The sequence below is a fragment of the Neorhizobium petrolearium genome, assembly GCF_017873175.1.
GTDB classification, from domain to species: Bacteria; Pseudomonadota; Alphaproteobacteria; order Rhizobiales; family Rhizobiaceae; genus Neorhizobium; species Neorhizobium petrolearium.
This window is the reverse complement of sequence record NZ_JAGGJW010000002.1, coordinates 66,692-93,133: the sequence shown is the minus strand read 5'-3', so window position 1 is coordinate 93,133 and position 26,442 is coordinate 66,692. Positions and strand designations below refer to the sequence as shown.

The following is a 26,442-nucleotide window of genomic DNA, read 5'->3' as shown; positions in this document are numbered from 1 at the left end:
ATTACTGAAGCTTGAGTGGCCGGGAGGCAATCCCGGCCACTTTTCAAATTTCCTTCTTTCTGGTGTTTGCCGGAGGTCATGATGACGACAATCGAACCGGTTCCGGTCGTGGAGCCGCAGAGACAAGGCCGCACTTTTGCGGATGGATTGCGCAACGCGCTGCCGAAGATCGTGCTTGCGCCCTCGTTCGCCGTGATCCTCGTCTTCGTCTACGGCTTCATCCTCTGGACAGTTTATCTGTCCTTTACGACCTCGCGCATCCTGCCGGTTTACAAGTGGGGCGGGTTCGATGCCTATTTCCGTCTCTGGTCGCAGCCGAACTGGTATGTGGCCATGCAGAACCTGGCGATCTTCGGCGTTCTCTACATCGGCATCTGCATTGCGCTCGGCCTGTTCATCGCCATCCTGATGGACCAGCGTATCCGTGCCGAAGGAGTACTCAGGCCGATTTTCCTCTATCCGATGGCGCTCTCCTTCGTGGTGACCGGTACGGCGTGGAAATGGTTCCTGAACCCCGGCCTCGGGCTTGAGAACACCATGCATCATCTCGGCTGGGAGAGCTTCAGGTTCGACTGGCTGGTCAACCCGAAGATGGCGATCTACACCGTCGTCATTGCCGGCGTCTGGCAGGCATCCGGCTTCGTGATGGCGATGTTCCTCGCCGGTCTTCGCGGCATCGACGGCGAGATCGTCAAGGCAGCGCAGATCGACGGTGCGTCGAACGTCGCGATCTACCGCCGCATCATCATCCCGCTGCTTCGCCCCGTCTTCCTCTCCGCCTTCATCGTGCTCGCGCATATGGCGATCAAGTCCTACGACCTGGTCATCGCGCTCACCGGCGGGGGGCCGGGCAATGCGACCGAACTGCCGTCGACCTTCATGTATTCCTACACGTTCACGCGCAACCAGATGAATGTCGGCTCCGCCAGCGCAGTCATGATGCTGATGGGCATCACCGCGATCATCGTGCCGTATCTCTATTCGGAACTGCGGGAGAAGAAGCAATGAGCGCCGCGAACGAAACCATCAGCGCCGGCTCGGCCCGTACCGCCCGCTATTTCATCTACGCGGCCCTGATCATCCTGGCGGTCGTCTACCTGCTGCCGCTCTATGTGATGCTGACCACATCGCTGAAACCGCTCGACGAAATCCGCGGCGGCGACATGCTGGCCCTGCCGCGCGAGCCTTCGATCGCCGCCTGGGTGAGGGCCTGGGGCGAGGCCTGTATCGGTGTCTCCTGCGTCGGCATCAAGGGCTATTTCTGGAATTCGATCAAGATGGTCGTTCCGGCGGTGATCATCTCGACCCTGCTCGGCGCGCTGAACGGCTATGTGCTGACCAAATGGCGGTTCCCGGGCCACAAGATCGTCTTCGGCATGATGCTGTTTGCCTGCTTCATTCCGTTCCAGGCCGTCCTCATCCCGATGGCGCGACTGCTCGGCCTGATGGGGTTGTCCAACTCCACGACCGGCCTCGTGATGGTGCACGTGATCTACGGTCTCGGCTTCACGACGCTGTTCTTCCGCAACTATTACGAGGCCTTCCCGGACGAACTCGTGAAGGCCGCGATGATCGACGGCGCCGGCTTTTTCCGCATCTTCTGGCGCATCCTGCTGCCGAGTTCGGGGCCGATCATCGTCGTCACCATCATCTACCAGTTCACCAATATCTGGAACGACTTCCTGTTCGGCGTATCGTTTGCGGGGGGCGAAGCCTCGCCGATGACGGTTGCGCTCAACAACCTCGTTTCCTCCTCCACCGGCGTGAAGGAATACAATGTCGACATGGCCGCCGCCGTGTTCGCCGCCTTGCCGACCCTGTTCGTCTATATCGTCGCCGGACGCTATTTCGTGCGTGGCCTCATGGCCGGCGCAGTTAAGGGATGACCGCTTATGAGCTTTCTTGAAATCAAGGACATTCGCAAGAAGATCGGCAATGTCGAGATACTGAAGGGCATCAATATCGATCTCGAAAAGGGCGGCTTCCTAGTCCTTGTCGGTCCGTCGGGCTGCGGAAAGTCCACGCTTCTGAACGCGATCGCCGGCCTCCTGCCGCCGTCATCGGGCGATATCGTCATCGACGGTCAGGTGGTGACCGATCTGCATCCTTCGAAACGCGACATCGCGATGGTCTTCCAGTCCTACGCGCTATACCCGAACATGACGGTGGAAGAAAACATCGCGTTTGCGCTGGAAATGCGCGGCGTGGACAAGGCCGCCCGTGAGGCGGCAGTGAAGCAGGTCGCAAAGACGCTGCAGATCGAGCATCTGCTCAAGCGCCGTCCGAGCCAGCTTTCCGGCGGTCAGCGCCAGCGCGTCGCCATGGGCCGGGCGCTTGTCCGCCAGCCTCGCGTCTTCCTGTTCGACGAGCCGCTCTCGAACCTCGACGCCAAGCTGCGCGTCGAGGTTCGCGCCGAGATCAAGGCGCTGCACCAGAACACCCATGCGACCATCGTCTATGTCACCCACGACCAGATCGAGGCGATGACGCTGGCCACCAAGATCGTCGTCTTGAAGGAAGGCACCGTGCAGCAGGTCGGGACGCCTTCGGAAATCTATAACCGTCCGGCCAATCTCTTCGTCGCGGACTTCATGGGCTCGCCGGCGATGAACATGCTGAAGGGCAGGGTCGTTTCCTCGGGCGGTGCACAGGCAATTGCGCTTTTCGGCAACGAGAACGTCAAGGTCGCCATGCCGCCGTCCGTTACGAAGAGCCTCGCCGATGGTAAGGAGATCATCCTGGGGCTGCGTCCGGAAGCGATTACCGACACCGGCCTTCTCGATCCGCAGGTGCGTTCCGTGGCGCAAATCGTAGCGGATGTGAGCATGGTCGAGCCGACGGGTTCCGACACGTTCGTGACCGGCAAGCTGGATGGGGCAAGCTTTACGGCCCGTACCCGTGCCGATGTGCATGTCTCGGTCGGCCAGAAATTCCCCTTCGCCTTCAATCTCGACAAGGCGGTCGTCTTCGATCCGGAAACGACCGGCCGCATCGATTGACACGGGCAGGTTCGGCCCTTTTTGCCTTCCGGCTTGCAGGCGGTGCCGGGAGGCCTCCTTCCGGCGGGCGGGTCGCTCCTTTTGGAGAAGCATATGGTCAGCAATCAATCCTTGGCCAAGCTTTCAAAACCGGTTAGAAAGACCCGCTAGTTGTATTAGCAAAAGGGCGGGATACTAAAATGAATACGGGGGCAGGTGACATAGGCGCCTGCGTTTTTCCTTTTGGGTAAATGCGCGGAATGATGAGGGTTTCGCGGTTTTTCCCGACTGCGCCCATCGGCGCTTATCTGGTTGCGCTCGCTGTCGGCGTTGCGTTGCCTTTGCTGGTTTTCGTCGCCTATCTGATGATGGAGCTCGAGGCGAACGAACGCGAAATCCTGGCGAACGAGACAGCCGAGGATGCGCAGCTTATTGCGCGATCGATAGATCGCGAATTGCAGGACATGGCAACGACGCTTCGGCTGCTCGTCACGTCCCCTGAACTGGAAAGGCGCGATCTGCGCGCCTTCCACAACAGGACACAGAACAGCCTGCGGTCGAATTCACTCTATGTCATCCTGGTCGATGCCGCGGGCCAGCAGCAGCTCAACACACGCCTGCCTTTCGGGACGCCGCTCGGCAAGGTATCCAACATGCCGGCGCTCGAATCGGTGCTCAGTCGCCGCGTGACCGAGGCTTCCAACGTCTTTTTCGGCACCACCAGCGGAAAGCACGTTTTCAATATCAGCATGCCGCTGCCCAGGGAGGTTTCCGCCTCGGGCGCGGCAATGATCATCACCCAGAATGCCGAGGACCTGCAGAAGCTCATCTCCACTGAAGGGCTTTCAGAGGGCTGGACGGTCGCCATCGTTGACGGTTCGGGACACGTGGTCACCTCTTTGGGTGCCCATGCGTTGTCGTCGGGCACGGCCTTCCCGGCCGATACGCTCAAGCTGATGACCGGCTTCAAGGGAACGATCGAGGATGTCGATGGCGAGTTGAAGCAGATGTACGGTTATGCGCAGATCACCGGCTGGACATGGAAGGCCGTAGTCTGGGGACCGATCGATGCGGCGCAGGCGAGCATTCTGACCACATGGCGGCAGTTGATCTCGGGTGGCGCTGTTTTCCTTGCCGTCGGCATGCTGATCGCCTGGCTTGTCGGTCGTCAGCTTCGCATCCCGATCCGGCAGATCGCGGAAATGGCCGAACGTATCGGCAAGGGCGAGATCGTGTCTCCGGTGGAGACAAAGATCAGGGAAGCGAATCAGGTGGCCATCGCGCTTTCGAATGCTTCTTTCGACCGCAGCCAGGCAGAGGACCGCATCCACCTTATCCTGCATGAACTCGTGCACCGTACGAAGAACATCCTCACGCTCGTCCAGGCGATGATGCGCCAGCTCGCGCGGAAGGACACCACGATGGAGGAATTCCAGAAGGCGATCGGCAACCGTTTGCAGGGCCTCGGGAAATCGATCGAGGCGCTCGCGAAGGAGCAGTGGGCCGGGGTGTCGATCCGGCGCGTGGTGGAAATCCATATGAGCACCTTTGCCGAAGTGGCCGACCGGGTAGAGTTGCAAGGCGCGGATTTCATATTGAAGGCCGAGGCGGTGCAGAATCTCGGCCTCATCCTGCATGAGCTTGCCACAAATTCCGTGAAGTATGGGGCTCTTTCCGTGCCGCAGGGCAAGGTCCGTATCGCCTGGAAGGACGTGCTCGACGAGACCGGTAGCGAACCCAATCTCCGGCTGGTATGGGAAGAAAGGGATGGCCCACCGGTCCACGAGCCGTCACGGACCGGTTTCGGCACGACGATCATCAAGCGCCATGCGGCCGCAGCTTTTTCAGGGCAGGTCGACGTGGATTTCCGGTCCGAGGGGCTCTGCTGGATGCTGACTGCGCCACGTTCGTCTTTCGAGCGGGGCGAAGGTACAGAAAGCCTCAAGGACATCGTGATCTGATCGCCGGCTACATCGCTGGAACGAAGTTGATATGCTTGTCGTTAAGCGGCCATGGACATGGACGCCCGTCTCACCTCGCTCGATATCGATCAGGGTTTTCTCAAAATCACCGGCCTCACCTATGTCAGCGATACGGAGCCGGGCATCCGGCGGCTCCGCCGCGGCAGAGGGTTCTGCTACCGTCTGCCCGATGGGAGCTTGCTGACGGATGATCAGGAACGGCGCCGGATCGCCGCTCTCGGCCTGCCTCCGGCCTATGAGAATGTCTGGATCTGCCTTGATCCGCGTGGGCACCTTCAGGCGACGGGTTATGATTCCCGCGGGCGGAAGCAGTATCGCTACCATTCCGATTGGCAGAATTTCCGCAGCGAGCAGAAGTTCGACCAACTCATCCGGTTCGGCGAGGCGCTGCCGCGCATACGCCGCAAGGTGAAGCGGCATCTCGCGCTTGATCTCGAGGGGTCCGATACGGTTGTCGCCGCTCTGGTGGCCCTTCTGGATGCGACGCATCTGCGTGTCGGCAATCGCGCTTATGCAAAGGAAAACAAGACCTACGGCGCCACGACGTTGCTCAAGCGGCATATGACCCTCTCGGGCGCCACGATCCTGCTTCGCTTCACGGCCAAGGGCGGCAAGCGCGTCCGGCATACCTTGAGGCATCCGCGTCTGCAGCGCATCCTCGAGGACATTGCGGACCTGCCCGGCCGGCGGCTCTTTTCCTGGCCGGACGAGCAGGGCGTGCCCCATCCGGTCGATTCAGGCCGGCTGAACGCCTATCTTGCCAAGGCGGCGGGCTTTGCCATCTCGGCCAAGACATTCCGTACCTGGGGTGGCAGTCTCACAGCATTCATGGCGGCGTGGGAGGCGGTGGAGATGAATGGTGGCCGCCCGAAGATCAAAACGATGGCCAATGCAGCATCGGCTGCCCTGCACAATACACCTGCGGTCTGCCGGTCAAGCTATATCCATCCGGGGATTCTTGCGCTGTCTGAAGATATCGCGCCGCTTGAAAAGGTGATGGCGGACGAGACCGTATTGAGCGGTCCGAGGGGCTTGAGATCGAACGAGCGGCGTCTGTTGGCATTCCTGCGGGAAGTGTCCGATGTTCCCGCGACGACCGCCCGCGAGGAGCAGCGGGCGGCCGAGGCCGAGCGGGCGTAATTCTACGCCGCCCGGCGATTGTGGCGTCCTTCTTGGACTTCCTCGATGATCTTGTCAACGAACTGCGGCAGGTCGCTCGGCGATCGCGAGGTGATGATACCGTTGTCGACGACGACCGCTTCGTCCTTCCAGGAGGCGCCTGCATTGCGGATGTCTGAGCGGATCGAGCGATAGGATGTCGCCTTTAGACCGCGCAGGGCGTCAGCCTCGACCAGCAGCCAGGGACCATGGCAGATCGCCGCAACCGGCTTGCCGCTCTTCACGAAATCACGCACGACGCGCACGGCATCCTCGTTGACGCGCAGGAGGTCCGGATTGATCTGGCCGCCGGGTAGAACGAGGGCATCGAAATCCTCAACCTTGACGTTTTTTGCCTCCAGATCGACACCGATTGTATCGCCCCAGTCCTTCTTGTCCCAGCTCTTGATTTCGCCGGTCTTGATCGAGGCGACCTTCACATTCGCGCCGCGCTTCCTCAACTCATCGAGCGGGACCCGCAGTTCCGAACGTTCATAGCCGTCAGTGGCAAGGATCAGGATGGAAGCGGTATCAATAGCGGTCATATGCTGTGCTCCTTTCAGTCGAATTCCATTGCTGTTGGGCTCAGAGGCGGCCGCTGGAAAGGTCTCGGCCGTTGATGGAGGCAGGAACGCAGATTTCGTCGCGCGGTGCCTTCGGCAGTGGAAGGACAACGGCTTCAGGTACGACGACCTGCACGTCTTCCGGGTGTTCAACGGCAAACGTCTTCTTCTCCTGCCGGGTCCCCTTCAGTCTGTTCCTGAGCATTTTGAAAAAGTGTCGCATGATAATCTCCCGTCGCGAACAAGGGCATCTGCCCTCACGAAAAGGCAAACCCCGCTGTGGCGAATTCGTTCCACGTTTTTCACAGCCTGTTACAGAAAGTTATCGCGGGCATTGGAACAAAATTCCGGCTTGCGTGTTTTTGCCAACCGTTTCTGTGATCTCCTGTCGCAAAAGACCTCTGGCCCGGGTGCATGCTGAATGGATGATGACCGCTTGACCGGCCCCTGCTGCCGGCCAATCCGATCAAAAAGAAGCCTCGGTCAGCAGGGCATCAAGGGCAGCTGTTGCCGATCGGTCCGGCCGATCGCCTCCGCACTTTTTCTCTGTCCGTTGCTTGTGTCGTGCTCCGGCATTCAATCGGCGCTCGATCCCGCCGGGCGCGAGGCGGCGCATGTCGCGACGCTTTTCTTCACCATGCTGATTGGTGGCGCGGTGATATGGCTCGCGGTGGTCGGTCTGCTGTTTTATGCCGCGCGCAAGAGGCGTGTTCATTCGGAAAAGGGTGCCGGTCAGCTCATCCTCTGGGGAGGCGCAATCTTTCCCACCGTCGTGCTGGCAGCACTGCTTGCCTATGCCGTATGGCTGATGCCAAACATCCGGCCGTGGTTCCAGGAGGAGGCTGGCAGCGTGCGTCGCATCGAGGTCACCGGCGAGCAGTTCTGGTGGCGTGTGAGGTATCTCCGGCAAGACGGCACGGTCGCATTCGAGACGGCGAATGAGGTACGGATTCCCGTCGGGGAGCGTGTCATCTTCTCGCTCAGATCGCCCGACGTCATCCACTCTTTCTGGATTCCCGTGCTTGGCGGCAAGATGGACATGATCCCCGGCCGCGACAACCAACTCACGCTCATGGCAGAAAAGTCCGGCACCTATCGCGGCGTCTGTGCGGAATTCTGCGGTTCGTCGCATGCGCTGATGGCGTTCACCGTACTCGCCATGGAGCCGCAGGATTTCGAGGCCTGGATGGCTGCGCGGCAGGGTGCATCCGGTGCCGAGGACGTGGAAGGACTGGCGCTCTTCCTGAAACAGGGCTGTGACGGCTGTCATGCCATCTCCGGAACCGATGCGCGCGGCACGATCGGGCCGGATCTCACTGCCTTCGGAGAACGTGGCTCGGTCGGAGCCGGCACTCTGGAGAATGTGGAGGACCATATCGCCCGCTTCATCCGCGACCCCGGCGCGATCAAGCCGGAAGCCCGCATGCCGCATTTTTCCATGCTGCCGGATGCCGAGATCGACCGGATCGCCGCTTACCTGAAGGGGCTCAGATGAACGAGGAACTGGGCAATTTCTCGCCTCAGGAGCGCGCCGCTCAGGAAGAGCGGCTCCGCAAGGTGTGGGAGACGCCGAAGGGCATCCGTTACTGGACCTCGGTCAACAACAGCCAGATCGGCCTCTGGTACGGCGTCACCGCCTTTGCCTTCATGCTGTTTGCCGGCCTGCTGGCGCTGCTGATGCGGTTGCAGCTTGCAGTGCCGGAGAACGATCTCATCTCCGCCGATCTCTTCAATCAGGCCTTCACGCTGCACGGTACGGTGATGATGTTCCTGTTCGCGGTGCCGATCTTCGAGGCGATCGCGATCTTCCTGCTGCCCTCCATGCTCGGCGCCCGTGAACTGCCGTTCCCGCGGCTTTCGGCCTTCGGTTTCTGGAGTTTTCTCATCGGCGGCATCTTCGTGTGCGGCTCGATCTTCTTCAATGCCGCGCCGAATGCCGGCTGGTTCATGTATCCGCCGCTCGCGACCGACGAAGAATATTCCGGCATCGGCGCGGATATCTGGCTGCTCGGCCTTTCCTTCATCGAAGTGGCCTCGATCGCCGCGGCGGTCGAGATTATCGTCGGCATCATGAAATGCCGGGCGCCTGGCATGCGCATCAATCTGATGCCGATGTTCGCCTGGTATCTGCTGATCGTCGCAGGAATGATCCTCTTTGCCTTTCCGCCGCTGATCGCGGGGGATATCCTGTTCGAGATGGAGCGGATGTTCGACTGGCCCTTCTTCGACGCGGAAAGGGGAGGCGATCCGTTGCTCTGGCAACACCTCTTCTGGATCTTCGGCCATCCGGAAGTCTACATCATCTTCCTGCCTGCGATCGCGCTGATGGCGATGATCGTCCCGACCTTCTCGCAGCGGCCGATCGTCGGTTATTCGTGGATCGTGCTGGCAGCCGTGGGCACGGGTTTCCTGAGCTTCGGGCTGTGGGTGCATCATATGTTCGCCACCGGCCTGCCGCAGATCTCGCTCGCTTTCTTCTCGGCGGCGTCGGAGGCCGTTGCCATTCCGACCGCCGTGCAGATCTTCGTCTTCATCGCCACGATGCTGGCGGGCCGCGTCATCTTCTCCGTGCCTATGCTGTTCGGCGCCGGCGGGCTGATCATCTTCGTGATTGGCGGGTTGACCGGCGTCATGGTGGCGCTGGTGCCGTTCGACTGGCAGGCGCACGACACCTATTTCGTCGTCGCCCATCTGCATTATGTGCTGATCGGCGGCATGCTGTTCCCGGTCGTCGCCGGCATATACTATTATTTCCCCTTCTTTACCGGAAAGAAGCTCAGCGATTTCTGGGGCAAGGTCGCCTTCTGGCTGATGTTCTCAGGCTTCAATATCGCCTTCTTCCCGATGCATTTTTCCGGCCTGCGCGGCATGCCGCGGCGCGTCTTCACCTATCCGGAAGGCATCGGCTGGGACTGGTTCAACCTTCTCTCGACGGTTGGTGCCTTCATCTTCGCGGCCGGCGTGGCGACCCTCGTGATCGATATTCTCCGCCCGAAGCACAGGCCCCACGAGCGCAACCTCAACCCGTGGAATTCCGGCACACTGGAATGGACGAACGACCCGCAAGAAAGCTGGGGCATGCGTTCGGTGCCGATCATCACCAGCCGCTATCCGCTCTGGGACCAGCCAGATCTTCGGCGGAATATCGAAGAAGGACGGTATTATCTGCCGGATGCGAAATCCGGGGAACGCGAGACCTTGGTGACCTCCGTGCTCGATGCCGAGCCGATCCAATGTCTGCGGGTGGGCGGCCTTTCCTATGTGACGATTATTGCGGCCATCGCACTCGGCGGTGTTTTCATCGCACTGACGTTTCATTGGTGGATCATGACGATCGGGTTCGCCATCATCACCTTCATCGCGATCATCGTCTGGCTGTGGACCGGTACTGCGCCTATTCCGGAGGCTCCGGAGATCGATGTCGGACTTGGCCTGAAGCTGCCGATCTATGTTTCCGGCCCTGCCTCGGTCGGGTGGTGGGCGATGTTCATCACCATGGTCGGTGATGGCACGGCGTTTGCGAGCCTCATCTTCGGCTATTTCTTCTACTGGACCATCCACGAGGATTTCACCGCTGCCGTTCCCGGACCAGGGGCCTTCTGGCCGATCATGGCGCTGGTGTTTTTCGTGGTCGCTTGGGGGCTGACGCTGCTGGCCCGCGAGTTCAACAACAAGGGGGCGGCTGGTGCGCGCATGGCGCTGGTTGCGGCTTTTACCGTTACCGTCGCGGCTTCGGTTGCAGGCCTTGCCGGACCTTACCTCCATGGCATGGACCCGACAGCCAACGTTTATCCGGCGACAGTCTGGATTCTGGCGATCTGGACGGTGGCGCATGCAGCAGTCGGCGCGATCATGCAACTCTACTGCCTGGCTCGCAGTTTTGCGGGCAAGATGACTGCCGAATACGACCAGGATATCCGCAATGTCGCGCTTTACTGGCACTTCATGGCGGTGACCGCCGTGGTGACTTTCGGCGTCATCGGCCTTTTCCCGATGGTGAGCGCATGAAGAGCGTCATCCCGCGTGAAGTCGAGAGCTTGTGGACGCTGTTTACCGCGCCGACGGTCTGGGCGCTGCATTTCATCGTCTGCTACGCGACCGTTGCAATCTTCTGCGCCAGGGGGCTTGCCTCCGACATTTCGTTCGATACCATCCGCCTTGCTCTTGCGATCTTCACCCTGCTGGCGTTGGCGATAATCGTACTCTCGGCCTATCTCGCCTGGCGGCAATGGGGTTTCGGCTCCGGCGATCCGCCGCATGATGCTCCGACCCGTAAGGATCGCAGATATTTCCAGGGCTTTGCCACGCTGCTGTTATCCGGCCTCAGCTTCGTGGCTGTCGCCTATATGGCCATCCCGCTGATGTTCATCGCGGAGTGCCAGCCGTGAGAAGGATCGCGCTCGTTTTCGGTCTTACCCTGTTGCTCCTGCTCTGGGGCGTGCTGCTGCCTTTGGCCGACCGGACATCCTTCTCTGTTCACATGATCGCCCATATGGGTGTGGTCGCGGGCGCCGCGCCGCTGATCGCCATCGCTCTTTCCGGGACGCGTTTTGATTTTACCGCCGGTCATGCCTGGATGACGCCGCTCACTGCTTCTCTTGTCGAACTCTTCGCCGTGTGGATCTGGCATGTCCCGGCAATGCGGGCCTTGTCGGAATCCTCCGTCCTTTTCGCGGCCATCGAGCAGGCTATCTTCCTCGGCGCAGGACTGGCGCTCTGGCTTTCCTGCCTCGGCGGGACATCAGGCGGACGGGAAGAGCGACGGCTTTCCGGCACGTTCGGGCTCCTCTTCACCTCCATGCATATGACACTGCTTGGAGCGCTTCTTTCTCTTTCGCCTCGTCCGCTTTACGGTGGCGGGGAAGCAAGTTGTCTGGGTGTGACGCTGACAGCGGCGGCGGATCAGCAGGTCGGCGGGGTGGTCATGCTGCTGGTTGGTGCCGTCGTCTACCTCGCCGGCGGCATTGCCCTGCTTGTCCGGACGCTGGGAGATAATGTGGCAGAGCCGTTGGGGAGGAAAGTTCTATGATGATCCGTTGGAAGCATCTGATTGTCCTGGTCATCGTGCTGCCTGTGCTCGGGCTTCTGGTCGCCTGGTCCGGTGTTGTAAGTGTCGGGGCAAGCAGCGGCCATTGGGCTGCGACGAACTGGTTCCTGCATTGGGTCATGCGGAATTCCGTCCGCACCGCCGCATTGTCCGTCGAGGCGCCCCCGCTCGACAATCCGGCGCTCCTGCCGCCGGCTGCCGGTCATTTCGAGACGGGTTGCGCCATCTGTCACGGCTCGCCGGCGCAAGGCCGGTCGGATGCGGTGCGCGCCATGCTTCCGCCGCCGCCAGACCTGAAGACCGTGGTGCCGACCTGGACCGATGGGCAGCTTTTCGAGATCGTCAAACATGGCGTGCGCTTCACCGGCATGCCTGCCTGGCCGACGCAAATGCGCGACGACGAGGTCTGGGCGATGGTCGCCTTCCTGAGAAAGCTGCCGGAGATGGACACCAACGCCTATCTGCAGGTCTCCGGCCTCCACGGCATCGGCAATGCGGGCGAGGTTTCGCCGCTGCCGATCACCTGCGAGAGCTGTCACGCGGAAAAGCGGCTTACCAATGACAGCATCATTCCGCGCCTCGCCGGCCAGTCGGAGCCCTATCTGCTCAACAGCCTGCGCGCTTATGCGCAAAGGCAGCGGCCGAGTGGCATCATGGAGGTGGCGGTCGGCACATTGGCCGATGAAAGTCTGCCGGAGCTTGCGAGCTATTACGCAAAACAAGCGCGGCCGCAGCGCGCGGTTTCTCCTGCTGATGCGCAGTTGATCGAAAAAGGAAGGGAACTTGCCGAAAAGGGAAGGCCGGCGGACAAGGTTCCTGCCTGCTTTAGCTGTCATGAAAAACCTGGAGGAAATCCCGCCTATCCGCGTATTTCGGGCCAGAACGCCGCCTATATCATGCGTCAGCTCCAGCTGTTCCATGCAGGCATCCGAGGCGGGTCGTCGTTCAGCCACCTCATGATCGAGGTCGCCAGCAAGCTGAAGGAAGAGGACTTTGCCGCTCTCGCAGCCTTCTTTGCCGGCCGCGAGAGCAGGGTGCCCTGAAGTTTCAGGCCACGCTCTCCTCCCCAGGAGTCCGGAAAACCGGTGTCAGACCGGAACGACCATCATGTAGCAGGCTGCAATCACCAGAACGAAACCTGCTGCCTCCACCCATTCCCTGACCATAGACGCCTCCCTCCGCATCGGTGGTAGATGAACGTGAAAGCGGCATTCTAGTTCCATGAAATGGCCATAAACGTGGCGAGATCGTCATAAATGTGAAGCGCTATGGTTAACGACCATCCGCTTCCGCCCTGGCACGGGCCGCTTCGAGGATCGCGCGCACTTCACGGGCAGCCGAATTCTCGATCGCAAACGCTTCTTCAGGCATGACCCCGGGGTCTTCCTCGCTGTCCTTGAAAGTCGCATCATCCCTCAGCCGCTGCAGGAAAGCGGTGATGGTGACTTCGCCACCGATCATCGCGGCCAGAAGCTCGATGAGCAATTCGCGGTGGGCGTTCAACCGCCCCTCCAGCTCCTCTGGCGTCATCACGGACATAGGTGGCCTCCTCGTCATATCTTGTTTCCTCATGAAGATAGGGGAGGCTTTTCAGGAGGGAACAATCAGCCCGGTCGAAAGTTGGCCTCCTGAACAAGGATATGGAGAAGATCATGGCGCAAGTCATCAAATCAGGGGCTGACCAGCATGGACGCGATGTTCGCGACCGGTTGATCCTGGCCCTCTATGCGCAATTGAAGGCAGAACGTCAGACCCGTGAAGCACTGGAATATGTGATCCGCAACGGAGCGCTGGCACCGGAAGTCCTGGAAGCCATTGCCGGCGACCCCGTTCCGGTCGCGGCGGCGGAAGATATTGCTGCCGTTGAGAAAGTCATTGCACTCGATACACGCCGCCGGGGCGCATCCGGCACATCCGAAAGGGAAGACCGGACATGAAACGCCTGATCGTCGCCGTTTCTGCCCTCATGCTCTTGAGTGCTTGTGACGACAGTGGCGAAAATCAGAACGGCCCGATCAACAGCACGCCTCCGCAACGGTCGAATGCGGCAGCTCCAGCGGACAAGGATCCCACGCCGCAAACCGGTACCGGAGGACAAAGCCCGGCCACCTCACCATCCGGGACGACGAACACTCCGCCCGCAAATCCTGCGCCTTCCGGATCCAATAACCCGTAATCTCAACAGCCAAGGGAACGAAATGCTGTGTCGCACCATTGTTCCGCGAATCTCTCATCAGGTGTGGCATGGATACCAAATCGAGCAATATCGTCATTGAGCCGGGCTCCTGGCACCAGCTTGGGGCCAATTTTGATGGCGAGGGCGTCAATTTCGCGATCTTCTCGGCGCATGCGGAACGCGTCGAACTCTGCCTTTATGACGAGAGCGGCAAGATCGAGACTGCGCGTCTCGAACTCCCGGAATATACGCACGAGATCTGGCACGGTTATGTTCCCGGCCTGAAGCCCGGCGCGCTTTACGGCTTTCGTGTCCACGGGCCCTACGATCCGGAAAACGGTCACCGTTTCAATCCGAACAAACTGGTCATCGATCCATACGCCCGCGAGCTTGTCGGTGATGTGCAGTGGAACGAGGCGCTTTTCGCTTATGACCTGCAGAATGAAGACAAGGACCTGACGTTCGATGAGCGCGACAGCGCGCCCTTCATGCCGAAATGCCGGGTGATCGATCCGGACGCGTTCGATTGGCAGGATCAGAATCGCCCGAGCATCCCGTGGCCGGCTGCGATCGTCTATGAAACTCACGTAAAGGGGTTCACCCAGCTCAACCCGGCGATCCCGAAAGAGCTCCGTGGCACCTACGAGGGCATGGGCCACAAGGCTTCGGTCGATTACATCAAGAGCCTCGGCATCACCTCGGTCGAATTGATGCCCGTCCATTATTTCCCCGACGACCAGCATCTCCTCGACAAAGGCCTGAAGAATTATTGGGGCTACAACACGCTCGGCTTCTTCGCTCCGGCTCCGTGCTACTACGGTCCGAGGGGCATCCAGGGTTTTCGCGATATGGTGCGGGCCTTCCACGATGCCGGCATCGAGGTGATCCTCGACGTGGTCTTCAATCACACGGCGGAAGGCAACGAACTCGGCCCGACGCTCTCGTTCAAGGGCATCGACAACTTTTCCTATTACCGGACCATGCCGGATCAGCACCGCTACTACATCAACGACACGGGCACCGGGAACACAGTGAACACTTCGCATCCGCGCGTGCTGCAGTTGATCATGGATTCGCTCCGCTATTGGACCGACGCCATGCATGTCGACGGCTTCCGCTTCGACCTCGGGACCATCCTCGGTCGTGAGCCGCAGGGTTTCGACCAGCGCGGCGGCTTCTTCGACGCGATGACGCAGGACCCGATGCTGTGGCAAGTGAAGCTGATCGGCGAACCCTGGGATATTGGTCCCGGCGGCTATCAGGTCGGCGGTTTTCCGCCCGGCTGGTCAGAGTGGAACGACAAGTATCGCGATACCGTGCGGGAATACTGGAAGGGCACCAACGTCTCGACCGATTTCGCCGCCCGCCTGCTTGGCTCCGGCGATCTCTACGACCAGCGCGGCCGCCGGCCCTGGGCAAGCGTCAACTTCATCGCCGCTCATGACGGCTTCACGCTCAACGATCTCGTCTCCTACAACGAAAAGCACAACGAGGCGAACGGGGAAGACAACAACGACGGCCATAACGACAATCACAGCTACAATTACGGCGCCGAAGGCCCGACCGATGACGAGGCGATCAACGCGATCCGTGAGCGTCAGAAGCGCAATTTCCTCGCGACGCTCTTCTTTTCGCACGGTACGCCGATGCTGCTTGCCGGCGACGAGTTCGGCCGCAGCCAGATGGGCAATAACAACGGCTATTGCCAGGACAACGAGATTTCCTGGGTCCACTGGGAGAATCTGCCGGAGACCTGCGAAGAACTGCGGGAGTTTACGCGTGGCCTGATCAAGCTGCGTCAGGAGCAGCCGTTGCTGAGGCGTGAAAACTGGCGCGACGGCATGGAGGTGAACTGGTTCAATGCCGGCGGCGGCGAGCAGAAGCCCGAGCATTGGGATGACGGCACGACACTCGGCCTGCATATCGGCCGGGAGGATCTCAAGGGGCAGGAAGGCATCTGGCATGACGTCCTGCTGCTCTTCAACCCGTTTGAAGGAAATGTTCCCTTCCGCATCCCGCAATTCGGCGAGGGCGGCTGGGTGCTGGAACTCACCACGTCCGATCTTTCCAAGCGCGGCCTGGTGATCACCAAGGAAAAGGATTTCGAACTCGAAGGCCGCAGTCTGGCGCTCTTCCGCAGACCGTGAGGCTCGTCAGGTATCTCTCAGGTGGCATGATCTCGATAGACCAGATGCGTGATGATGTCGCTTGACGTGCCGGCAATCAACGCACGGAGCGGAAAGGGCTTCAGGTCATATTCGTCAAGCGTGCCTGCCGTGGGGCGAACCCAGCGGAATTCCAGGTCGTTGGAACCGTCGCGACAACGGTGGACGACCTCATTTTCGTGGAAAGGCATGGGGCGCAGTAGTTCGGTCTCGTAATAAAAGCCGACTTCATGGACTGTCCGCCCGTCCAGTGTGAAGAAGTTCTCGATGACAAAGCGCAACGGACCGATGGCTGCCCGGCATCCGATTTCCTCCTCGATTTCCCGCGCCAGCGTTTCCGTCGTTGCTTCCTGAAATTCCACGCGGCCGCCCGGAAGCGACCAGAAGGGTTCGGTCGTTCCCCGGTGGATGAGTAGATGTCCATTGGCGCGGATGAGCGCTGCGGTTCGAAACTGGAAACGCGAACGCCCCGAGTCCATAACGATCATGGTCCGTGTCGGATTGTTCATCGGAAAGCCTGTCAGAAGCAAATCTGCGTTGCGCGGACGATTCGCTATCCGATTCTTCAACTGGCGACAAACGCCGGGCTGTCCGGACAGATCGTTCAGAGCGTGGCGCGACGCATCTCGCTCGCCGGAACCCGCCCGGATTTGCGCGCCAGGCTGGCATAGACAGCAGCATATTGGTGGGCGCTTCGTTCCCAGGAGAATTTCGCTTTCATCCCCTGGTTCTGCAAGCGAGCCCACATTTTCGGATCGGCATAGGTTTGCAGTGCGCGGCGAAGCGCCAGGCGCAACCCGTCCGTCGTGACCGGATGAAACTGGAAGCCTGTTGCCACGCGGGCCGACATTGCCGCATCATTGGCGTCGATGATGGTTTCGGAGAGCCCGCCGGTTCGCGAGACGACCGGCACGCAGCCGTAGCGCAGGGCATAGAGCTGAGTGAGGCCGCATGGCTCGAAGCGGGACGGTTGCACGATCGCATCCGAGCCGCCGTGGATCAGATGCGCCGTCGGCTCGTCATAGCCGATATGGACGGCCATGCGGCCAGGAAAACGCGAGGCAGTATCCAGAAGTGCCTGTTCGATCTCGCGGTCGCCCTGGCCAAACACGATCACCTTGCCGCCGTTGTGAATCACCTCGTCGGCGGTTTCGGCGAGCATGTCGATACCCTTCTGCCAGGTGAACCGACTGACTGCGGAAAAGACCGGACCGGTGTCCGACGGGTCGAGCCCGAATTTTTGCAGCAGAACGACGCGATTGTCGCGTTTGCGGCGCAGGCTGTTGATGTCGTAGTTGCGCGGCAGGTGCGGATCCGTCGAGGGATTCCAAACGTCGAGATCGATGCCGTTGACGATGCCGCGCAGGACCGAGACGCGTTCGTTCAGAACGCCGTTCATGCCCATGCCGAAGCGTGGCGTGAGGATTTCGCGCGCATAGGTCGGGCTGACGGTGGTGATCGCGTCGGCTGTCTGCAGCCCGCCCTTAAGGAAGCTGATGTCCCCGAAATATTCCATCCGATCCATGGAATATGCTTCCGGAGGCAATCCGAGTTTGTCGAGCAGGTTCGCGGGATATTGGCCCTGGAAGGCCAGGTTGTGGATCGTCAGCACGACCGGCGTCGAGCAGCCCCGTTCCCGCATGTAGACGGAGGCGAGCGCCGATTGCCAATCGTGTGTGTGGACGAGATCGGGACGCCAGGCGGGCAGGACGCCGCCGGCGATTTCCGCCGCGGCCAGCGAAAGGGCGGCAAACCGCTTCCAGTTGTCGGGATGGTCGATGCCCCGTTCATCGACATAGGGACCGCCCAGGCGGTCATAGAGAGTGGGCGCGTCGAGCACGAAAAGGCTGAGGCCCTCGATACGGGTGTGCAAGAGCAAGGCCTTTTCGCCCAGCAGGCTGTCGAAGGCTACGAGCGGCACGGCGCTTTGCAATTGCCGCATCACATTCGGATATCCGGGGATCAACGACGTCGTTTCTATGCCAAGCGGGGCAAGCGCTTTGGGCAGGGAACCTGTCACATCCGCCAGGCCGCCCGTCTTCACGAATGGAAAGATCTCGGACGTGACCGACAGCACCCTCATTTGCGGCTGCACCCGCGTTTCCTCGACCGGGGTGACCACGCTCCCAGACATGGTGTGCTGATCGCGGTGCGTATTGCCGAGGGGGGCGTGAGCGTTCATCATGTCCGCCTCCGCCGTGGGCCGTTTGCACCCCTCGGAACATTTCGGCCATGGCCAATGTTCCCTGTCGGGTTCGGTGTCGGGCGGAGCTCAGACGCAACGGTCATCTCAATCTTCCAAGGCAAGAAAATACGCTCTCGCGACAATGCCACTCGCCGCGATTGATGAAACTGGTCTTGATGTATACGGTCCGGGCGGCGTTACTGGCCGGCCGGCACTTTCTTGGAGCGCTTTTTCGCCGGTTCGACCGCCGCCGGAATAGCTGCGGGGGCCTTCGAAGTCGTCTTGGCAGCAGTCCCTGTTGATGCCGGCTTCGATGTGGCCGTCTTCGTGACAGTCTTTGGAGCTTTCGGCGCTGCTGCCTTTGGAGGTTTTACGACTGCGGCTGCCTTCTTACGGGGACTTGCTGTTGGTGGCGTGTTCGAGGCGGTCGGCTTGAGCGTCGCATGCTCCAGCTTCGCCCTTTCCCAATGCTCCCGATCCTTACCGGAAGGGTAACCTTCCTCTTCCCACAAAGCGTATGCCCGCCTCTTGATCCAATCTTCCTCGGATTCCGCCATTATCGTCTCCATTCGACCGAACGCCCCAACGTGTGCAGCGCAGAAAAGTTCCATCGTCCAAACGAAAAATTGCACCCTGGCCAGCAGAGCACGGCCATGAACTCAAAAATCGGCCCCGGGGGGTATTTTCTGGCAGTTGGGGGTATTTTTTGTCGCCGCCGGGAAGGAGCGCATCCAAATCAAAGGTACTGCGATATAATCCTTCATGCAACTGCTCGGGTCCATATTATAAGCGCCATTCGATCTGCGTCCTATTATCACACCGGCATTCCGCTCCAGCCATGGCAAATGCTCATCTCATTCCGCCTTGGGTGAGCAAAAGCCCAGCTTTGACCGGGCTTTTGCTCAGGGAAAAGGGGCTGTGCGGCTTTACCGGCGCCCCATTCATCGAAAGCCTCAGGCGGCCTTCTGAGCCGCCATGTTGACGGCGGATTTGGCAAGGCTGGTCAAGGCCTCGTCCGTCTTGCTTTCCTCGGCGAGCGTTTCCTCCAGGAGCTTCACGGCGTCCTTGAGGCCAAGCTGCTGGGCCCAGGTGCGCAGCGTACCATAACGGCTGATTTCGTAATGCTCGACCGCCTGTGCGGCAGCGAGCAGGCCAGCGTCAAGCGCAGGATTGCCCTTGAACTCGTCGAGGATTTCCTCGCCCTCTTCGATGATGCCGTCAATCGCCGGGCAGGTCTTGCCCTGGGCCCGCTTGCCGATGATTTCGAAGACCTGTTTCAGGCGTTCGATCTGGCCTTCAGTCTCATCGCGGTGTTTCTCGAAAGCGGCCTTCAGCTTTTCATCCCGGGCGCCGCGCGCCATCTTCGGAAGAGCCTTCACGATCTGGCGTTCGGCATAATAAATGTCTTTCAGGGTTTCATGGAAAAGGTCGTCGAGGGTCTTGCTGGCCATTGCTCTCTCCTTGGGTTTTATAGGTGTTGGATGAAAAGGTATTGCGGGGCACCTAACGACGAGGTGCCACGAAGGTTCCTGTTCCAGTCAGCGGCTGTGCGGATGAGGTTCGCGGCCGCCCGGCGGCTTGTCGTAGAGACGCTCTATCGCCTCGTCCTGCTGCTCTTTTTCGCGGTCTGTCAGGCGACGGCGCTGTAACAGCGCGTAGGCGATCGCAGCACCGAGAAGGATCGGCCCGATCGCCACGACTATGAACCAGAAGTTATCGGCCATTGCTTTCTCCTTGTCTGGGAACTTGTCGCCTATGTCCGCAAAACTGCCCGTTGCCGCAAAGGTTCCGGAAATCGTCGTCATCCTTTCCACCAGCGCAGCACCTCGTCCGTGTCGGCGAGCCGGATCTGGTTCGAAAAACGCCTGCCGAAAAGGGCGAGGGATGCGTCATGCGTCTCGTCGGAGGCGCTACAGATTGCATCTTTGACGAGAATGATCGCATAGCCGAGGTCCACGGCGCCGAGAATGGCGGCAAGGACGCAGACATCCGTCTCCCCACCGGAGATGATCAGCGTGGTGACGCCCTGGCCTCGAAGGAAATGATGAAGCCGGTTGTCGAACCAGGGCGAGTAGACCATCTTGTCGAAGACGATTGCGGGAGGAGCCAGTGCCCTCAGCTCCGGAAGAATGTCGACCATCTCGTCGCCGAGCTCGCCGCGCGTCATCATCGGCCATTTCTCGTAATAGTCGCGCCAACTCCCCTGGGCTTCGGCAGGCGTTGTCGGGGGGACGAAGCGAGTAAAGATCGTACCTGCAGGAAAGGCTGCGGCAATCATCGCGACCGGTTGGCGCACGCGCTGCATCCATGGAATATTCCAGGGCGTGTCTTCCGCGAACATGCGCTGCATGTCGACGCAAAGATGCCGGCAGTGATGCGGGTCCTTCATGTCTTCTTCAGCTTCCATACTTGTCAGGAATAGAAAACTTCCACGGTGGTCAGGAACAGAAAAGCGGCGGCAAAAGTTCCACCGCCGGTGATGGAACCGGGCCTGACCGAGAACGTTGCGAACAGCAGCAGATGTGATGTCTCAAGGGAGAGAGAGATGCAGGAAAAGCTGAAGATCTATCGGCTGGTGCCGAACGCGGCTCCCGATGACCCGAACTGGCAGAATTCGCCGCCGCACGGCGAGGTGGTGGTCCGGGCCAGAACCGCGGGTGACGCGCGCCTCGTCGCGAGTGCGGCGGAGCTCGATTTTACCGAGATCGACGCTTCACCTTCGGAAGGTAACTCGACCGGAATGGCAAGCGCCTTCCGCAACGAAAAGCTCTATACGGTGCTCGAGGATGGGAGCGGACGTTACGAGGCGGAGGGCCCGAGAGGTGTCGTGGCAGGCCGGGTGCGCACCGACAATCTGATCTCGACCCAACTTTGAGACGCGCTTCAGCCGGCAGGGCTGCCCATCTTTTCGTTGAGCGCCTTCTGCAGCTCGCGCGCCAGTTCGAGCAGACGATCGGGGATTTCTTCCTTCTCGATTTCGGCGAGCAGGACCGAGACCCGGCGGTTCACGCGCCTTCCCATCCTGACTTCCTGTTCCTCAACCGGAGTGTTTTGCTTCGCCATCCCGACCTCTGACGTAACCAATATCGGCAAACTCGCGCCGAAATAATGTCCGCCTCGCCGATAATTCCGCTATCGCCCTCCTTACCGCAATATGGTCGACTTCGGATATCCCGAAAAAGTCACAGGGATGCATGAAATACCGACACAAATGAAATAAGGCGTCTTCCTATCACGGAAGACGCCTGAATTGTTCCACACGGATTTTGTTCTTGTCTAGTGTTTTGGCGGTTTTGGTGTGCCGGCCGGGATGGAGGTCACCGTGGTCGAGACGGGGTCGCTTGCCGGAAACGTATCTTCCAGCCCCTCGTTGAGCTGTTCCTCCAATTCCCTGGTTTCGTGCTTGGAACGTGCGGAGCGTTCGGTCGTCTTCTTGTCCCCTTCGTTCCGTGAAGCGTTCTGGCTGCTGGTGCTCATGGGAATGCCCTCCTGTGCAGGTGTCTGAAGCAAACGGTTTCTCCTGAATGTTTGTTCCGGAACCAAGCCGTATCGTGCGGGTTATCGCGGAAAGGAAGGAGTTCTGCCGTGGCGCCGCGTGTATTCTGGAAAGGTTATCTGAAGCTCTCGCTCGTCACCTGCCGGGTGACGATGACGCCTGCCGTTTCCGAAGGCGCCAGGGTGCGTTTCCACAACGTCAATCGAAAGACCCACAACCGTGTCCTCAGCCAGTATGTGGATGCGGATACCGGCGAGGCGGTCGAAGACGACGATCAGGTGAAGGGTTATCCCAAGGGCGAGGACGACTATGTGCTTTTCGAGGACGAGGAACTCGATGACGTCGGACTTGAGAGCACGCGCACGATCGACATCGAGACCTTCGTGCCGGCCAATTCGATCGGCTGGATATGGTACGACAGGCCGCATTATCTGGCACCGGACGACGAGGTGAGCGCAGAGGCTTTTGCCGTCATCCGCGAGGCGATGGCGAAGACCAAAACGGGCGGCGTCGCCCGGCTTGTTATGTACCGCCGCGAGCGGGCGGTGCTTCTGCTGCCGAAGGACAAGGGGATCGTTGTCTGGACGCTTCGCTACGGCGACGAGGTGCGCGATGCCGATGATTATGCCGCAGAGATACCGAAGGAAAAGCCGGGCGCCAAGCATCTGGCGATGATGGAGAAGATCATCGAGGAGCGCACCGAGGCTTGGAAGCCATCGATGGCAGACGATCCGGTGCAGGACCGGCTTCTCGACATCATCGCCGAACGCAGGAAAGGCCGCAAGACGAAGAAGCGTACCCAGGAGAAGGCGCCGGAGCGGCCGAGCAACGTCATCGACATCACGGCGGCGCTCAAGAAGAGCCTTGAGGCAGAACGGAAATCGCCCCGGAAGTGATCGTTTCAGGAGTATTGAGGATGTGCGTGCTGCGGGCACCCGGGATGCCCTGCTAGCGGGGCTCTAGCATTCCGAACCCCTGCTACTCGAACGGTTTGGGTATCCACGAACTTGCATTGTCCGTCCTAAGCATGTTTACTGGCCACGCATCTCTCTGGGGCAGGGGTTCCAGCGGTATGCAGGCGGCCGGGATGTGTGGAGACTCCCGGTCGTCCTTCGCTTGCGGGAAGAGGGTCGCGGAACGGAAGCGTGGCGAGGGGCAAAACCCGCATATGCGATTGCCCTGGTCTTGAGCGGATGCCGTATCGTTCCGGCTTCGCAGCTATCTCTTCTTCACCTTGAACTCGATCGGCGCTTCCGCCTTGCGAAAATCAGCCCAAGGATCGCTCGCCTGCCGGGCAATCCGCGTCGAGGTGTTGTTGACCGTGAAATAGTTGGGGCCGATCACGCCGCCGAGCTCGTCCCAGGCGAGCGGCATGGAGACGGGCGCACCCGGCCGCGCGCGAGTGGAATAGGGGGCGACCGCGGTGTTGCCTCGGCCGTTGCGCAGGTAGTCGATCAGGATCTTGCCCTTGCGTTTCGACTTGGTGATGGTCGAGACGTATTTGTCCGGGTCATCACCGGCCATGCCGTCGGCGAGCGCCTTCATCGCAGCCTTCACCTCAGGCCATTCCGCCTTGGGCTTCACGGGGGCGACGACGTGCAGGCCCTTGCCGCCGGACGTTTTGACGAAGGGCGCGAGGCCCATGTCCTCGAAGCGCCGTTTCACTTCGTGGGCCGCGGCGATGATCTCCGTCCATGAAACGCCTTCACCGGGATCGAGGTCGATATTGACCATATCCGGCTTTTCCCAATCATTGAGCGATGCCCCCCAGGGATGGACTTCCAGTGTCCCGCCCTGCACGAGCCCGAGCAGCCCGTCGAGGTCGCGGATGGAGATATATTCCTCGCTCGGGTCGGCGGGATCCTTCACCAGAACCACATTTTTCGTCATGCCTTTCCAGGCGTGCTTCTGGAAAAACAGTGGTTTGGTAATTCCGTCCGGCCCGCGAACGAGCGCCAGCGGCCGGTTGACAACGAAAGGCGCCATCAGCCGCCAGACCTCGGTATAGTAGTCCGCGAGCCCCGCCTTGGTCACTCCGGCATCCGGCCAGTACACCCGATCCGGATGGGTGAGATTGACCGTCCGCTTGGGCGGTGTCGGTTCTTCCGCTGCATTCACAGGCCCGCCCTCCCGGACGATATCCTTCGGATCCTTGTCTTCCCTCAGACCTCTGAAAGAGGCGTGGCGGATATGGGCATCCGCCGTCCAGCCGCGAAACTCGACTTCCGCCACCAGTTCTGGTCTGACGAAGACGACATCCTTCTTTTCCACTGCTGCGAGCTTTTCGTCAAATGGGCTCTTGTCGCTTCGAATGCCGTTGACCCGCTTGAAGAGCGATTGCGCCACGGTATTGGAGTAGCCCGTGCCGACACGGCCGGCATGACGAAGCTTTCCCTTCTCATAATAACCCATGACCAGCGAACCGATCGCCTTGCGGTTGACGGAGGAGGGAACGTAACCCGCAACTACGAATTCCTGTCTTGCCGAGCATTTCGATTTGACCCAATCGCGCCCGCGACCGGGACGGTAAGGGGCATCGGCGATTTTCGAAATGATGCCCTCCAGGCTCAGCCGGCAGGCATGTTTCAGCACCAGCGCGCCCTCGTCGCTGAAATGCTCGCTGTAGCGCAGCACCGAGCCGCTGTCGGCAAGCAGTGTTTCAAGCGCTTCCTTGCGCCTGAGCAAGGTTGCGCCGGTCAGGTCATAACCGTCGAGATGAAGAAGGTCGAAGGCATAGAAGGTGAAGTGATCGGTGTGGCCCTCGCTGAGAGCCTGCTGGAGCAGCGAGAAATCCGTCGCGCCGGAGCCTGCTTCGACCGCCACCTCGCCGTCGATGATGGCCTCGGAGACCGGAAGCTTCGCGAATGCTGCAACGATCTCCTTACCGAACTTGTGGGTCCAGTCGAGGCCGGTTCGGGTGAGCAGCGTCACCTTGCCGTTTTCAATATGTGCCTGAAGCCGATAGCCGTCGATCTTGATCTCGTGGACCCAGCGTTTTCCGGAAGGGGCGCTTTTGACCAGCGTCGCAAGCTGCGGTTCGATGAAATCCGGCAGCTTGCCCTTCTTCGCACCCCGGATCTTCGAAACCGCGATGTCGGTGTCTTGCGGGTCTGGATCGGTCCGGGTTTTCGTTTTCGAGCGCGCCTTTTTTGCCGGCCGCTTCCTGCCCCAGACCTCCTCGATCGTCTTGCCGGTTTTCACGGAAAGCGGCATTTCTTCGAGAATGTCAGGGTCGCCTTCGTCGCGGGCGAACTCGTCTTCGCCTTTGATCAGCAGCCAGTTTTCGCGTTTCTCGCCTTGCCTCTGCCCCATGCGGACGAGATGCCAGCGGCCTTCCAGCTTCTCGCCTTTCAATTCGAATTCCATGCGGCCTTTCCGGTAGGCCTTGTGCGGATCGCCGATCGGCTCCCAGGCGCCGCGATCCCAGAGCAGCACCGCGCCGGCACCGTAATTGCTTTCCGGGATCATGCCCTCGAAGCCGCCATAATCGAGGGGGTGGTCTTCCACATGGACCGCAAGACGTTTTTCGCCGGGTACGAGGCTCGGACCGCGGGTCACGGCCCAGCTTTTCAGCACGCCATCCATTTCCAGCCGGAAATCGTAATGCAGCCTGGTCGCGTCGTGCTTCTGGATCACGAAACTGTTGCCGGTCGCCTTTGTCTTGCGGGTGCGAGATACCTTTCCTCGTGGTTCGGGAGAAACCTTGAAGTTTCGCTTCTGGTGGTAGGTTTCAAGCGCCATGATCAGCCGGCCTTTCTCTGGGGGGTGGTCGTCTTACGCGAGGTTGCCCTGGAGGCGGTCTTCTTGGCGGTCGTCTTCTTCCGCTTGTCGGGAGCGCCGGCGCTCTGGCGGAGCGCGTCAAGCAGGTTCGACACTTTCTTGACTTCCGGCTTGGGCTTCTTCTTCAGCTTGCGGCCTTCGATCTTCGCTCTGACGAGTTCGGCGAGGGCCGCCTCGTAACGGTCGTCGAATTCGGTCGGGTCGAATTTTCCGCGCTTGGTTTCGATGATGTGTCCGGCAAGGTCCAGCATTTCGCCCTCGATCTTGAAGTCCTTGATATCGGAGAAGATTTCCTTGGCGGGTCGCACCTCGTATTCATAGTTGAGCGTACTGGCGATCATACCGCTTTCGCTCGGACGGATAAGCAACGTCCGCAGGCGCCGGAAGAGAACCGTGCGGGCCAGTGCTGCGACGCTCTTTTCTTCCAGCGCCTTGCGGATCAGCGCAAACACCTCGGCGGACGGCCTGTCCACAGGCATCAAGTAATAGGGGCGGTCGAGATAGATCGTGTCCACTCCATCGCAGGGGATGAAGGTTTCGAGTTCGAGCGTCTTGTCGCTTTCGGGTATCGCCGCCTTCACTTCGTCCGGTTCGAGGAAGACGTATTCGCCGCTTGAAATTTCGTAGCCCTTGACGATGTCGTCGCTTTCCACTGGCTTGCCGGTGTCGGCATCAATCATCTGGCGGTGGACGCGGTTGCCGGTCTCCCGATTGATGATATGGAAACTGACGCGGTCGGATGTGGAAGCGGCCGTATAAAGCCCTACCTGGCAGCTCAGCTCCCCGATTTTGAGATAACCTTTCCAGTTCGCACGCGGTGCCACGATCATAACTCCGTGAAAACCTATCAACCGGCCTGCCAGCCGCTTTGTTCCGTCATCAGTATGAACAGGCCGTTCATCTTGGCGGAAC

26 protein-coding genes and 1 pseudogene are annotated in these 26,442 nt (G+C 60.2%); 14 read left to right on the top strand and 13 right to left on the bottom strand.

Annotated features, from left to right (window positions below; translation table 11 throughout):
* Window positions 1-81 precede the first annotated feature (81 nt).
* From J2046_RS04455 to J2046_RS04435, 5 genes are all read left to right on the top strand, one after another.
* Entirely contained in the window at window positions 82-1,008 is a 927-nt protein-coding gene (locus J2046_RS04455; RefSeq protein ID WP_210049880.1) for a carbohydrate ABC transporter permease, read from the top strand.
* Complete coding sequence (locus tag J2046_RS04450; protein ID WP_210049879.1) at window positions 1,005-1,886, top strand: carbohydrate ABC transporter permease; 882 nt, start codon at window positions 1,005-1,007, stop codon at window positions 1,884-1,886. The genes J2046_RS04455 and J2046_RS04450 overlap by 4 nt, the downstream gene beginning before the upstream one ends.
* Window positions 1,887-1,892: 6 nt before the next feature.
* On the top strand, window positions 1,893-2,999 hold the full coding sequence (locus J2046_RS04445; protein WP_210049877.1) for an ABC transporter ATP-binding protein: 1,107 nt from the start codon (window positions 1,893-1,895) through the stop codon (window positions 2,997-2,999).
* 239 nt (window positions 3,000-3,238) lie between these two features.
* A complete protein-coding gene (locus J2046_RS04440) occupies window positions 3,239-4,939 on the top strand; it encodes a sensor histidine kinase (RefSeq protein WP_210049875.1) in 1,701 nt (566 codons plus the stop codon).
* Between the two features lie 57 nt (window positions 4,940-4,996).
* Window positions 4,997-6,100, top strand: coding sequence for a DNA topoisomerase IB (locus tag J2046_RS04435; RefSeq protein ID WP_210049874.1), 1,104 nt, complete (start codon window positions 4,997-4,999; stop codon window positions 6,098-6,100).
* Between the two features lie 2 nt (window positions 6,101-6,102).
* Here the strand turns inward: J2046_RS04435 and J2046_RS04430 are convergent, their stop codons facing one another.
* Both J2046_RS04430 and J2046_RS04425 read right to left on the bottom strand, forming a co-directional pair.
* A complete protein-coding gene (locus J2046_RS04430; RefSeq protein ID WP_210049872.1) occupies window positions 6,103-6,663 on the bottom strand; it encodes a type 1 glutamine amidotransferase domain-containing protein in 561 nt (186 codons plus the stop codon).
* A gap of 40 nt (window positions 6,664-6,703) precedes the next feature.
* Complete coding sequence (locus J2046_RS04425; protein WP_037152610.1) at window positions 6,704-6,904, bottom strand: hypothetical protein; 201 nt, start codon at window positions 6,902-6,904, stop codon at window positions 6,704-6,706.
* Between the two features lie 198 nt (window positions 6,905-7,102).
* On the opposite strand from J2046_RS04425, the gene coxB reads away from it, so the two are divergent.
* The 5 genes from coxB to J2046_RS04400 are packed head-to-tail and all read left to right on the top strand — an operon-like array spanning window position 7,103 to window position 12,771.
* Window positions 7,103-8,176, top strand: coding sequence for a cytochrome c oxidase subunit II (gene coxB / locus J2046_RS04420; protein ID WP_210049870.1), 1,074 nt, complete (start codon window positions 7,103-7,105; stop codon window positions 8,174-8,176).
* Window positions 8,173-10,689 (top strand): cytochrome c oxidase subunit I, encoded by a 2,517-nt coding sequence (gene ctaD / locus J2046_RS04415; protein ID WP_210049869.1) that lies wholly within the window; start codon window positions 8,173-8,175, stop codon window positions 10,687-10,689. The genes coxB and ctaD overlap by 4 nt, the downstream gene beginning before the upstream one ends.
* Window positions 10,686-11,069, top strand: a complete 384-nt coding sequence (locus J2046_RS04410) for a hypothetical protein (RefSeq protein WP_210049868.1) — start codon at window positions 10,686-10,688, stop codon at window positions 11,067-11,069. Before ctaD ends, J2046_RS04410 begins: the two co-directional genes overlap by 4 nt.
* Complete coding sequence (locus J2046_RS04405) at window positions 11,066-11,710, top strand: cytochrome c oxidase assembly protein (protein WP_210049867.1); 645 nt, start codon at window positions 11,066-11,068, stop codon at window positions 11,708-11,710. Before J2046_RS04410 ends, J2046_RS04405 begins: the two co-directional genes overlap by 4 nt.
* Window positions 11,707-12,771 carry a c-type cytochrome gene (locus J2046_RS04400; protein ID WP_210049866.1) on the top strand — a complete coding sequence of 355 codons (1,065 nt, stop codon included), beginning with the start codon at window positions 11,707-11,709 and terminating at the stop codon, window positions 12,769-12,771. Before J2046_RS04405 ends, J2046_RS04400 begins: the two co-directional genes overlap by 4 nt.
* Before the next feature lie 229 nt (window positions 12,772-13,000).
* Here the strand turns inward: J2046_RS04400 and J2046_RS04395 are convergent, their stop codons facing one another.
* Entirely contained in the window at window positions 13,001-13,267 is a 267-nt protein-coding gene (locus J2046_RS04395; RefSeq protein ID WP_210049865.1) for a hypothetical protein, read from the bottom strand.
* Between the two features lie 113 nt (window positions 13,268-13,380).
* Between J2046_RS04395 and J2046_RS04390 the strand changes: the two genes are divergently transcribed.
* Both J2046_RS04390 and glgX read left to right on the top strand, forming a co-directional pair.
* A complete protein-coding gene (locus tag J2046_RS04390; protein WP_210049864.1) occupies window positions 13,381-13,665 on the top strand; it encodes a hypothetical protein in 285 nt (94 codons plus the stop codon).
* A gap of 307 nt (window positions 13,666-13,972) precedes the next feature.
* The gene (gene glgX / locus J2046_RS04385) at window positions 13,973-16,051 is read left to right on the top strand and encodes a glycogen debranching protein GlgX (protein ID WP_210049863.1); all 2,079 of its coding nucleotides are present in this window, start codon (window positions 13,973-13,975) and stop codon (window positions 16,049-16,051) included.
* Window positions 16,052-16,068: 17 nt separating this feature from the next.
* On the opposite strand, the gene J2046_RS04380 is transcribed toward glgX, so the two are convergent.
* The 6 genes from J2046_RS04380 to J2046_RS04355 all read right to left on the bottom strand — a co-directional run bounded on the left by J2046_RS04380 (window position 16,069) and on the right by J2046_RS04355 (window position 20,643).
* Window positions 16,069-16,557 (bottom strand): NUDIX hydrolase, encoded by a 489-nt coding sequence (locus tag J2046_RS04380; RefSeq protein WP_233469539.1) that lies wholly within the window; start codon window positions 16,555-16,557, stop codon window positions 16,069-16,071.
* A 116-nt stretch (window positions 16,558-16,673) separates the two neighbouring features.
* The gene (gene glgA, locus J2046_RS04375; RefSeq protein WP_210050297.1) at window positions 16,674-18,152 is read right to left on the bottom strand and encodes a glycogen synthase GlgA; all 1,479 of its coding nucleotides are present in this window, start codon (window positions 18,150-18,152) and stop codon (window positions 16,674-16,676) included.
* 299 nt (window positions 18,153-18,451) lie between these two features.
* On the bottom strand, window positions 18,452-18,811 hold the full coding sequence (locus tag J2046_RS04370) for a DUF2934 domain-containing protein (RefSeq protein WP_210049861.1): 360 nt from the start codon (window positions 18,809-18,811) through the stop codon (window positions 18,452-18,454).
* Between the two features lie 396 nt (window positions 18,812-19,207).
* A complete protein-coding gene (locus tag J2046_RS04365; protein ID WP_210049860.1) occupies window positions 19,208-19,705 on the bottom strand; it encodes a YciE/YciF ferroxidase family protein in 498 nt (165 codons plus the stop codon).
* 87 nt (window positions 19,706-19,792) lie between these two features.
* A complete protein-coding gene (locus tag J2046_RS04360; protein WP_233469538.1) occupies window positions 19,793-20,059 on the bottom strand; it encodes a hypothetical protein in 267 nt (88 codons plus the stop codon).
* Entirely contained in the window at window positions 20,056-20,643 is a 588-nt protein-coding gene (locus J2046_RS04355; RefSeq protein WP_210049859.1) for a cysteine hydrolase family protein, read from the bottom strand. Before J2046_RS04355 ends, J2046_RS04360 begins: the two co-directional genes overlap by 4 nt.
* A 156-nt stretch (window positions 20,644-20,799) precedes the next feature.
* On the opposite strand from J2046_RS04355, the gene J2046_RS04350 reads away from it, so the two are divergent.
* Window positions 20,800-21,129, top strand: a complete 330-nt coding sequence (locus J2046_RS04350; protein WP_210049857.1) for a hypothetical protein — start codon at window positions 20,800-20,802, stop codon at window positions 21,127-21,129.
* Between the two features lie 8 nt (window positions 21,130-21,137).
* On the opposite strand, the gene J2046_RS04345 is transcribed toward J2046_RS04350, so the two are convergent.
* Complete coding sequence (locus tag J2046_RS04345; protein WP_210050327.1) at window positions 21,138-21,317, bottom strand: hypothetical protein; 180 nt, start codon at window positions 21,315-21,317, stop codon at window positions 21,138-21,140.
* Between the two features lie 213 nt (window positions 21,318-21,530).
* Window positions 21,531-21,713, bottom strand: a pseudogene (locus tag J2046_RS04340) (hypothetical protein); the annotation flags it as partial.
* Between the two features lie 126 nt (window positions 21,714-21,839).
* Here J2046_RS04340 and ku (J2046_RS04335) point away from each other — a divergent pair.
* A complete protein-coding gene (gene ku, locus J2046_RS04335; RefSeq protein ID WP_210049856.1) occupies window positions 21,840-22,646 on the top strand; it encodes a non-homologous end joining protein Ku in 807 nt (268 codons plus the stop codon).
* 322 nt (window positions 22,647-22,968) lie between these two features.
* On the opposite strand, the gene ligD is transcribed toward ku (J2046_RS04335), so the two are convergent.
* Together ligD and ku (J2046_RS04325) are read right to left on the bottom strand one after the other, a co-directional pair.
* Window positions 22,969-25,491 (bottom strand): DNA ligase D, encoded by a 2,523-nt coding sequence (ligD, locus tag J2046_RS04330; RefSeq protein ID WP_210049855.1) that lies wholly within the window; start codon window positions 25,489-25,491, stop codon window positions 22,969-22,971.
* A 2-nt stretch (window positions 25,492-25,493) separates the two neighbouring features.
* On the bottom strand, window positions 25,494-26,354 hold the full coding sequence (ku, locus tag J2046_RS04325) for a non-homologous end joining protein Ku (RefSeq protein WP_411828460.1): 861 nt from the start codon (window positions 26,352-26,354) through the stop codon (window positions 25,494-25,496).
* Window positions 26,355-26,442 lie beyond the last annotated feature (88 nt).

Bases quoted from the DNA above. Each gene is read 5' to 3' on its own strand.
- ligD (WP_210049855.1), bottom strand. From the start codon at position 25,491: ATGGCGCTTGAAACCTACCACCAGAAGCGAAACTTCAAGGTTTCTCCC.
- J2046_RS04445 (WP_210049877.1), top strand. From the start codon at position 1,893: ATGAGCTTTCTTGAAATCAAGGACATTCGCAAGAAGATCGGCAATGTC.
- J2046_RS04390 (WP_210049864.1), top strand. From the start codon at position 13,381: ATGGCGCAAGTCATCAAATCAGGGGCTGACCAGCATGGACGCGATGTT.
- J2046_RS04380 (WP_233469539.1), bottom strand. From the start codon at position 16,557: ATGATCGTTATGGACTCGGGGCGTTCGCGTTTCCAGTTTCGAACCGCA.
- J2046_RS04455 (WP_210049880.1), top strand. From the start codon at position 82: ATGACGACAATCGAACCGGTTCCGGTCGTGGAGCCGCAGAGACAAGGC.
- J2046_RS04410 (WP_210049868.1), top strand. From the start codon at position 10,686: ATGAAGAGCGTCATCCCGCGTGAAGTCGAGAGCTTGTGGACGCTGTTT.
- J2046_RS04435 (WP_210049874.1), top strand. From the start codon at position 4,997: ATGGACGCCCGTCTCACCTCGCTCGATATCGATCAGGGTTTTCTCAAA.
- J2046_RS04425 (WP_037152610.1), bottom strand. From the start codon at position 6,904: ATGCGACACTTTTTCAAAATGCTCAGGAACAGACTGAAGGGGACCCGG.
- J2046_RS04430 (WP_210049872.1), bottom strand. From the start codon at position 6,663: ATGACCGCTATTGATACCGCTTCCATCCTGATCCTTGCCACTGACGGC.
- J2046_RS04350 (WP_210049857.1), top strand. From the start codon at position 20,800: ATGCAGGAAAAGCTGAAGATCTATCGGCTGGTGCCGAACGCGGCTCCC.
- J2046_RS04355 (WP_210049859.1), bottom strand. From the start codon at position 20,643: ATGAAGGACCCGCATCACTGCCGGCATCTTTGCGTCGACATGCAGCGC.
- J2046_RS04440 (WP_210049875.1), top strand. From the start codon at position 3,239: ATGATGAGGGTTTCGCGGTTTTTCCCGACTGCGCCCATCGGCGCTTAT.
- J2046_RS04370 (WP_210049861.1), bottom strand. From the start codon at position 18,811: ATGGCGGAATCCGAGGAAGATTGGATCAAGAGGCGGGCATACGCTTTG.
- glgA (WP_210050297.1), bottom strand. From the start codon at position 18,152: ATGAGGGTGCTGTCGGTCACGTCCGAGATCTTTCCATTCGTGAAGACG.
- J2046_RS04400 (WP_210049866.1), top strand. From the start codon at position 11,707: ATGATGATCCGTTGGAAGCATCTGATTGTCCTGGTCATCGTGCTGCCT.
- ctaD (WP_210049869.1), top strand. From the start codon at position 8,173: ATGAACGAGGAACTGGGCAATTTCTCGCCTCAGGAGCGCGCCGCTCAG.
- J2046_RS04345 (WP_210050327.1), bottom strand. From the start codon at position 21,317: ATGGCGAAGCAAAACACTCCGGTTGAGGAACAGGAAGTCAGGATGGGA.
- coxB (WP_210049870.1), top strand. From the start codon at position 7,103: ATGGATGATGACCGCTTGACCGGCCCCTGCTGCCGGCCAATCCGATCA.
- glgX (WP_210049863.1), top strand. From the start codon at position 13,973: ATGGATACCAAATCGAGCAATATCGTCATTGAGCCGGGCTCCTGGCAC.
- J2046_RS04395 (WP_210049865.1), bottom strand. From the start codon at position 13,267: ATGTCCGTGATGACGCCAGAGGAGCTGGAGGGGCGGTTGAACGCCCAC.
- J2046_RS04360 (WP_233469538.1), bottom strand. From the start codon at position 20,059: ATGACGACGATTTCCGGAACCTTTGCGGCAACGGGCAGTTTTGCGGAC.
- J2046_RS04365 (WP_210049860.1), bottom strand. From the start codon at position 19,705: ATGGCCAGCAAGACCCTCGACGACCTTTTCCATGAAACCCTGAAAGAC.
- J2046_RS04450 (WP_210049879.1), top strand. From the start codon at position 1,005: ATGAGCGCCGCGAACGAAACCATCAGCGCCGGCTCGGCCCGTACCGCC.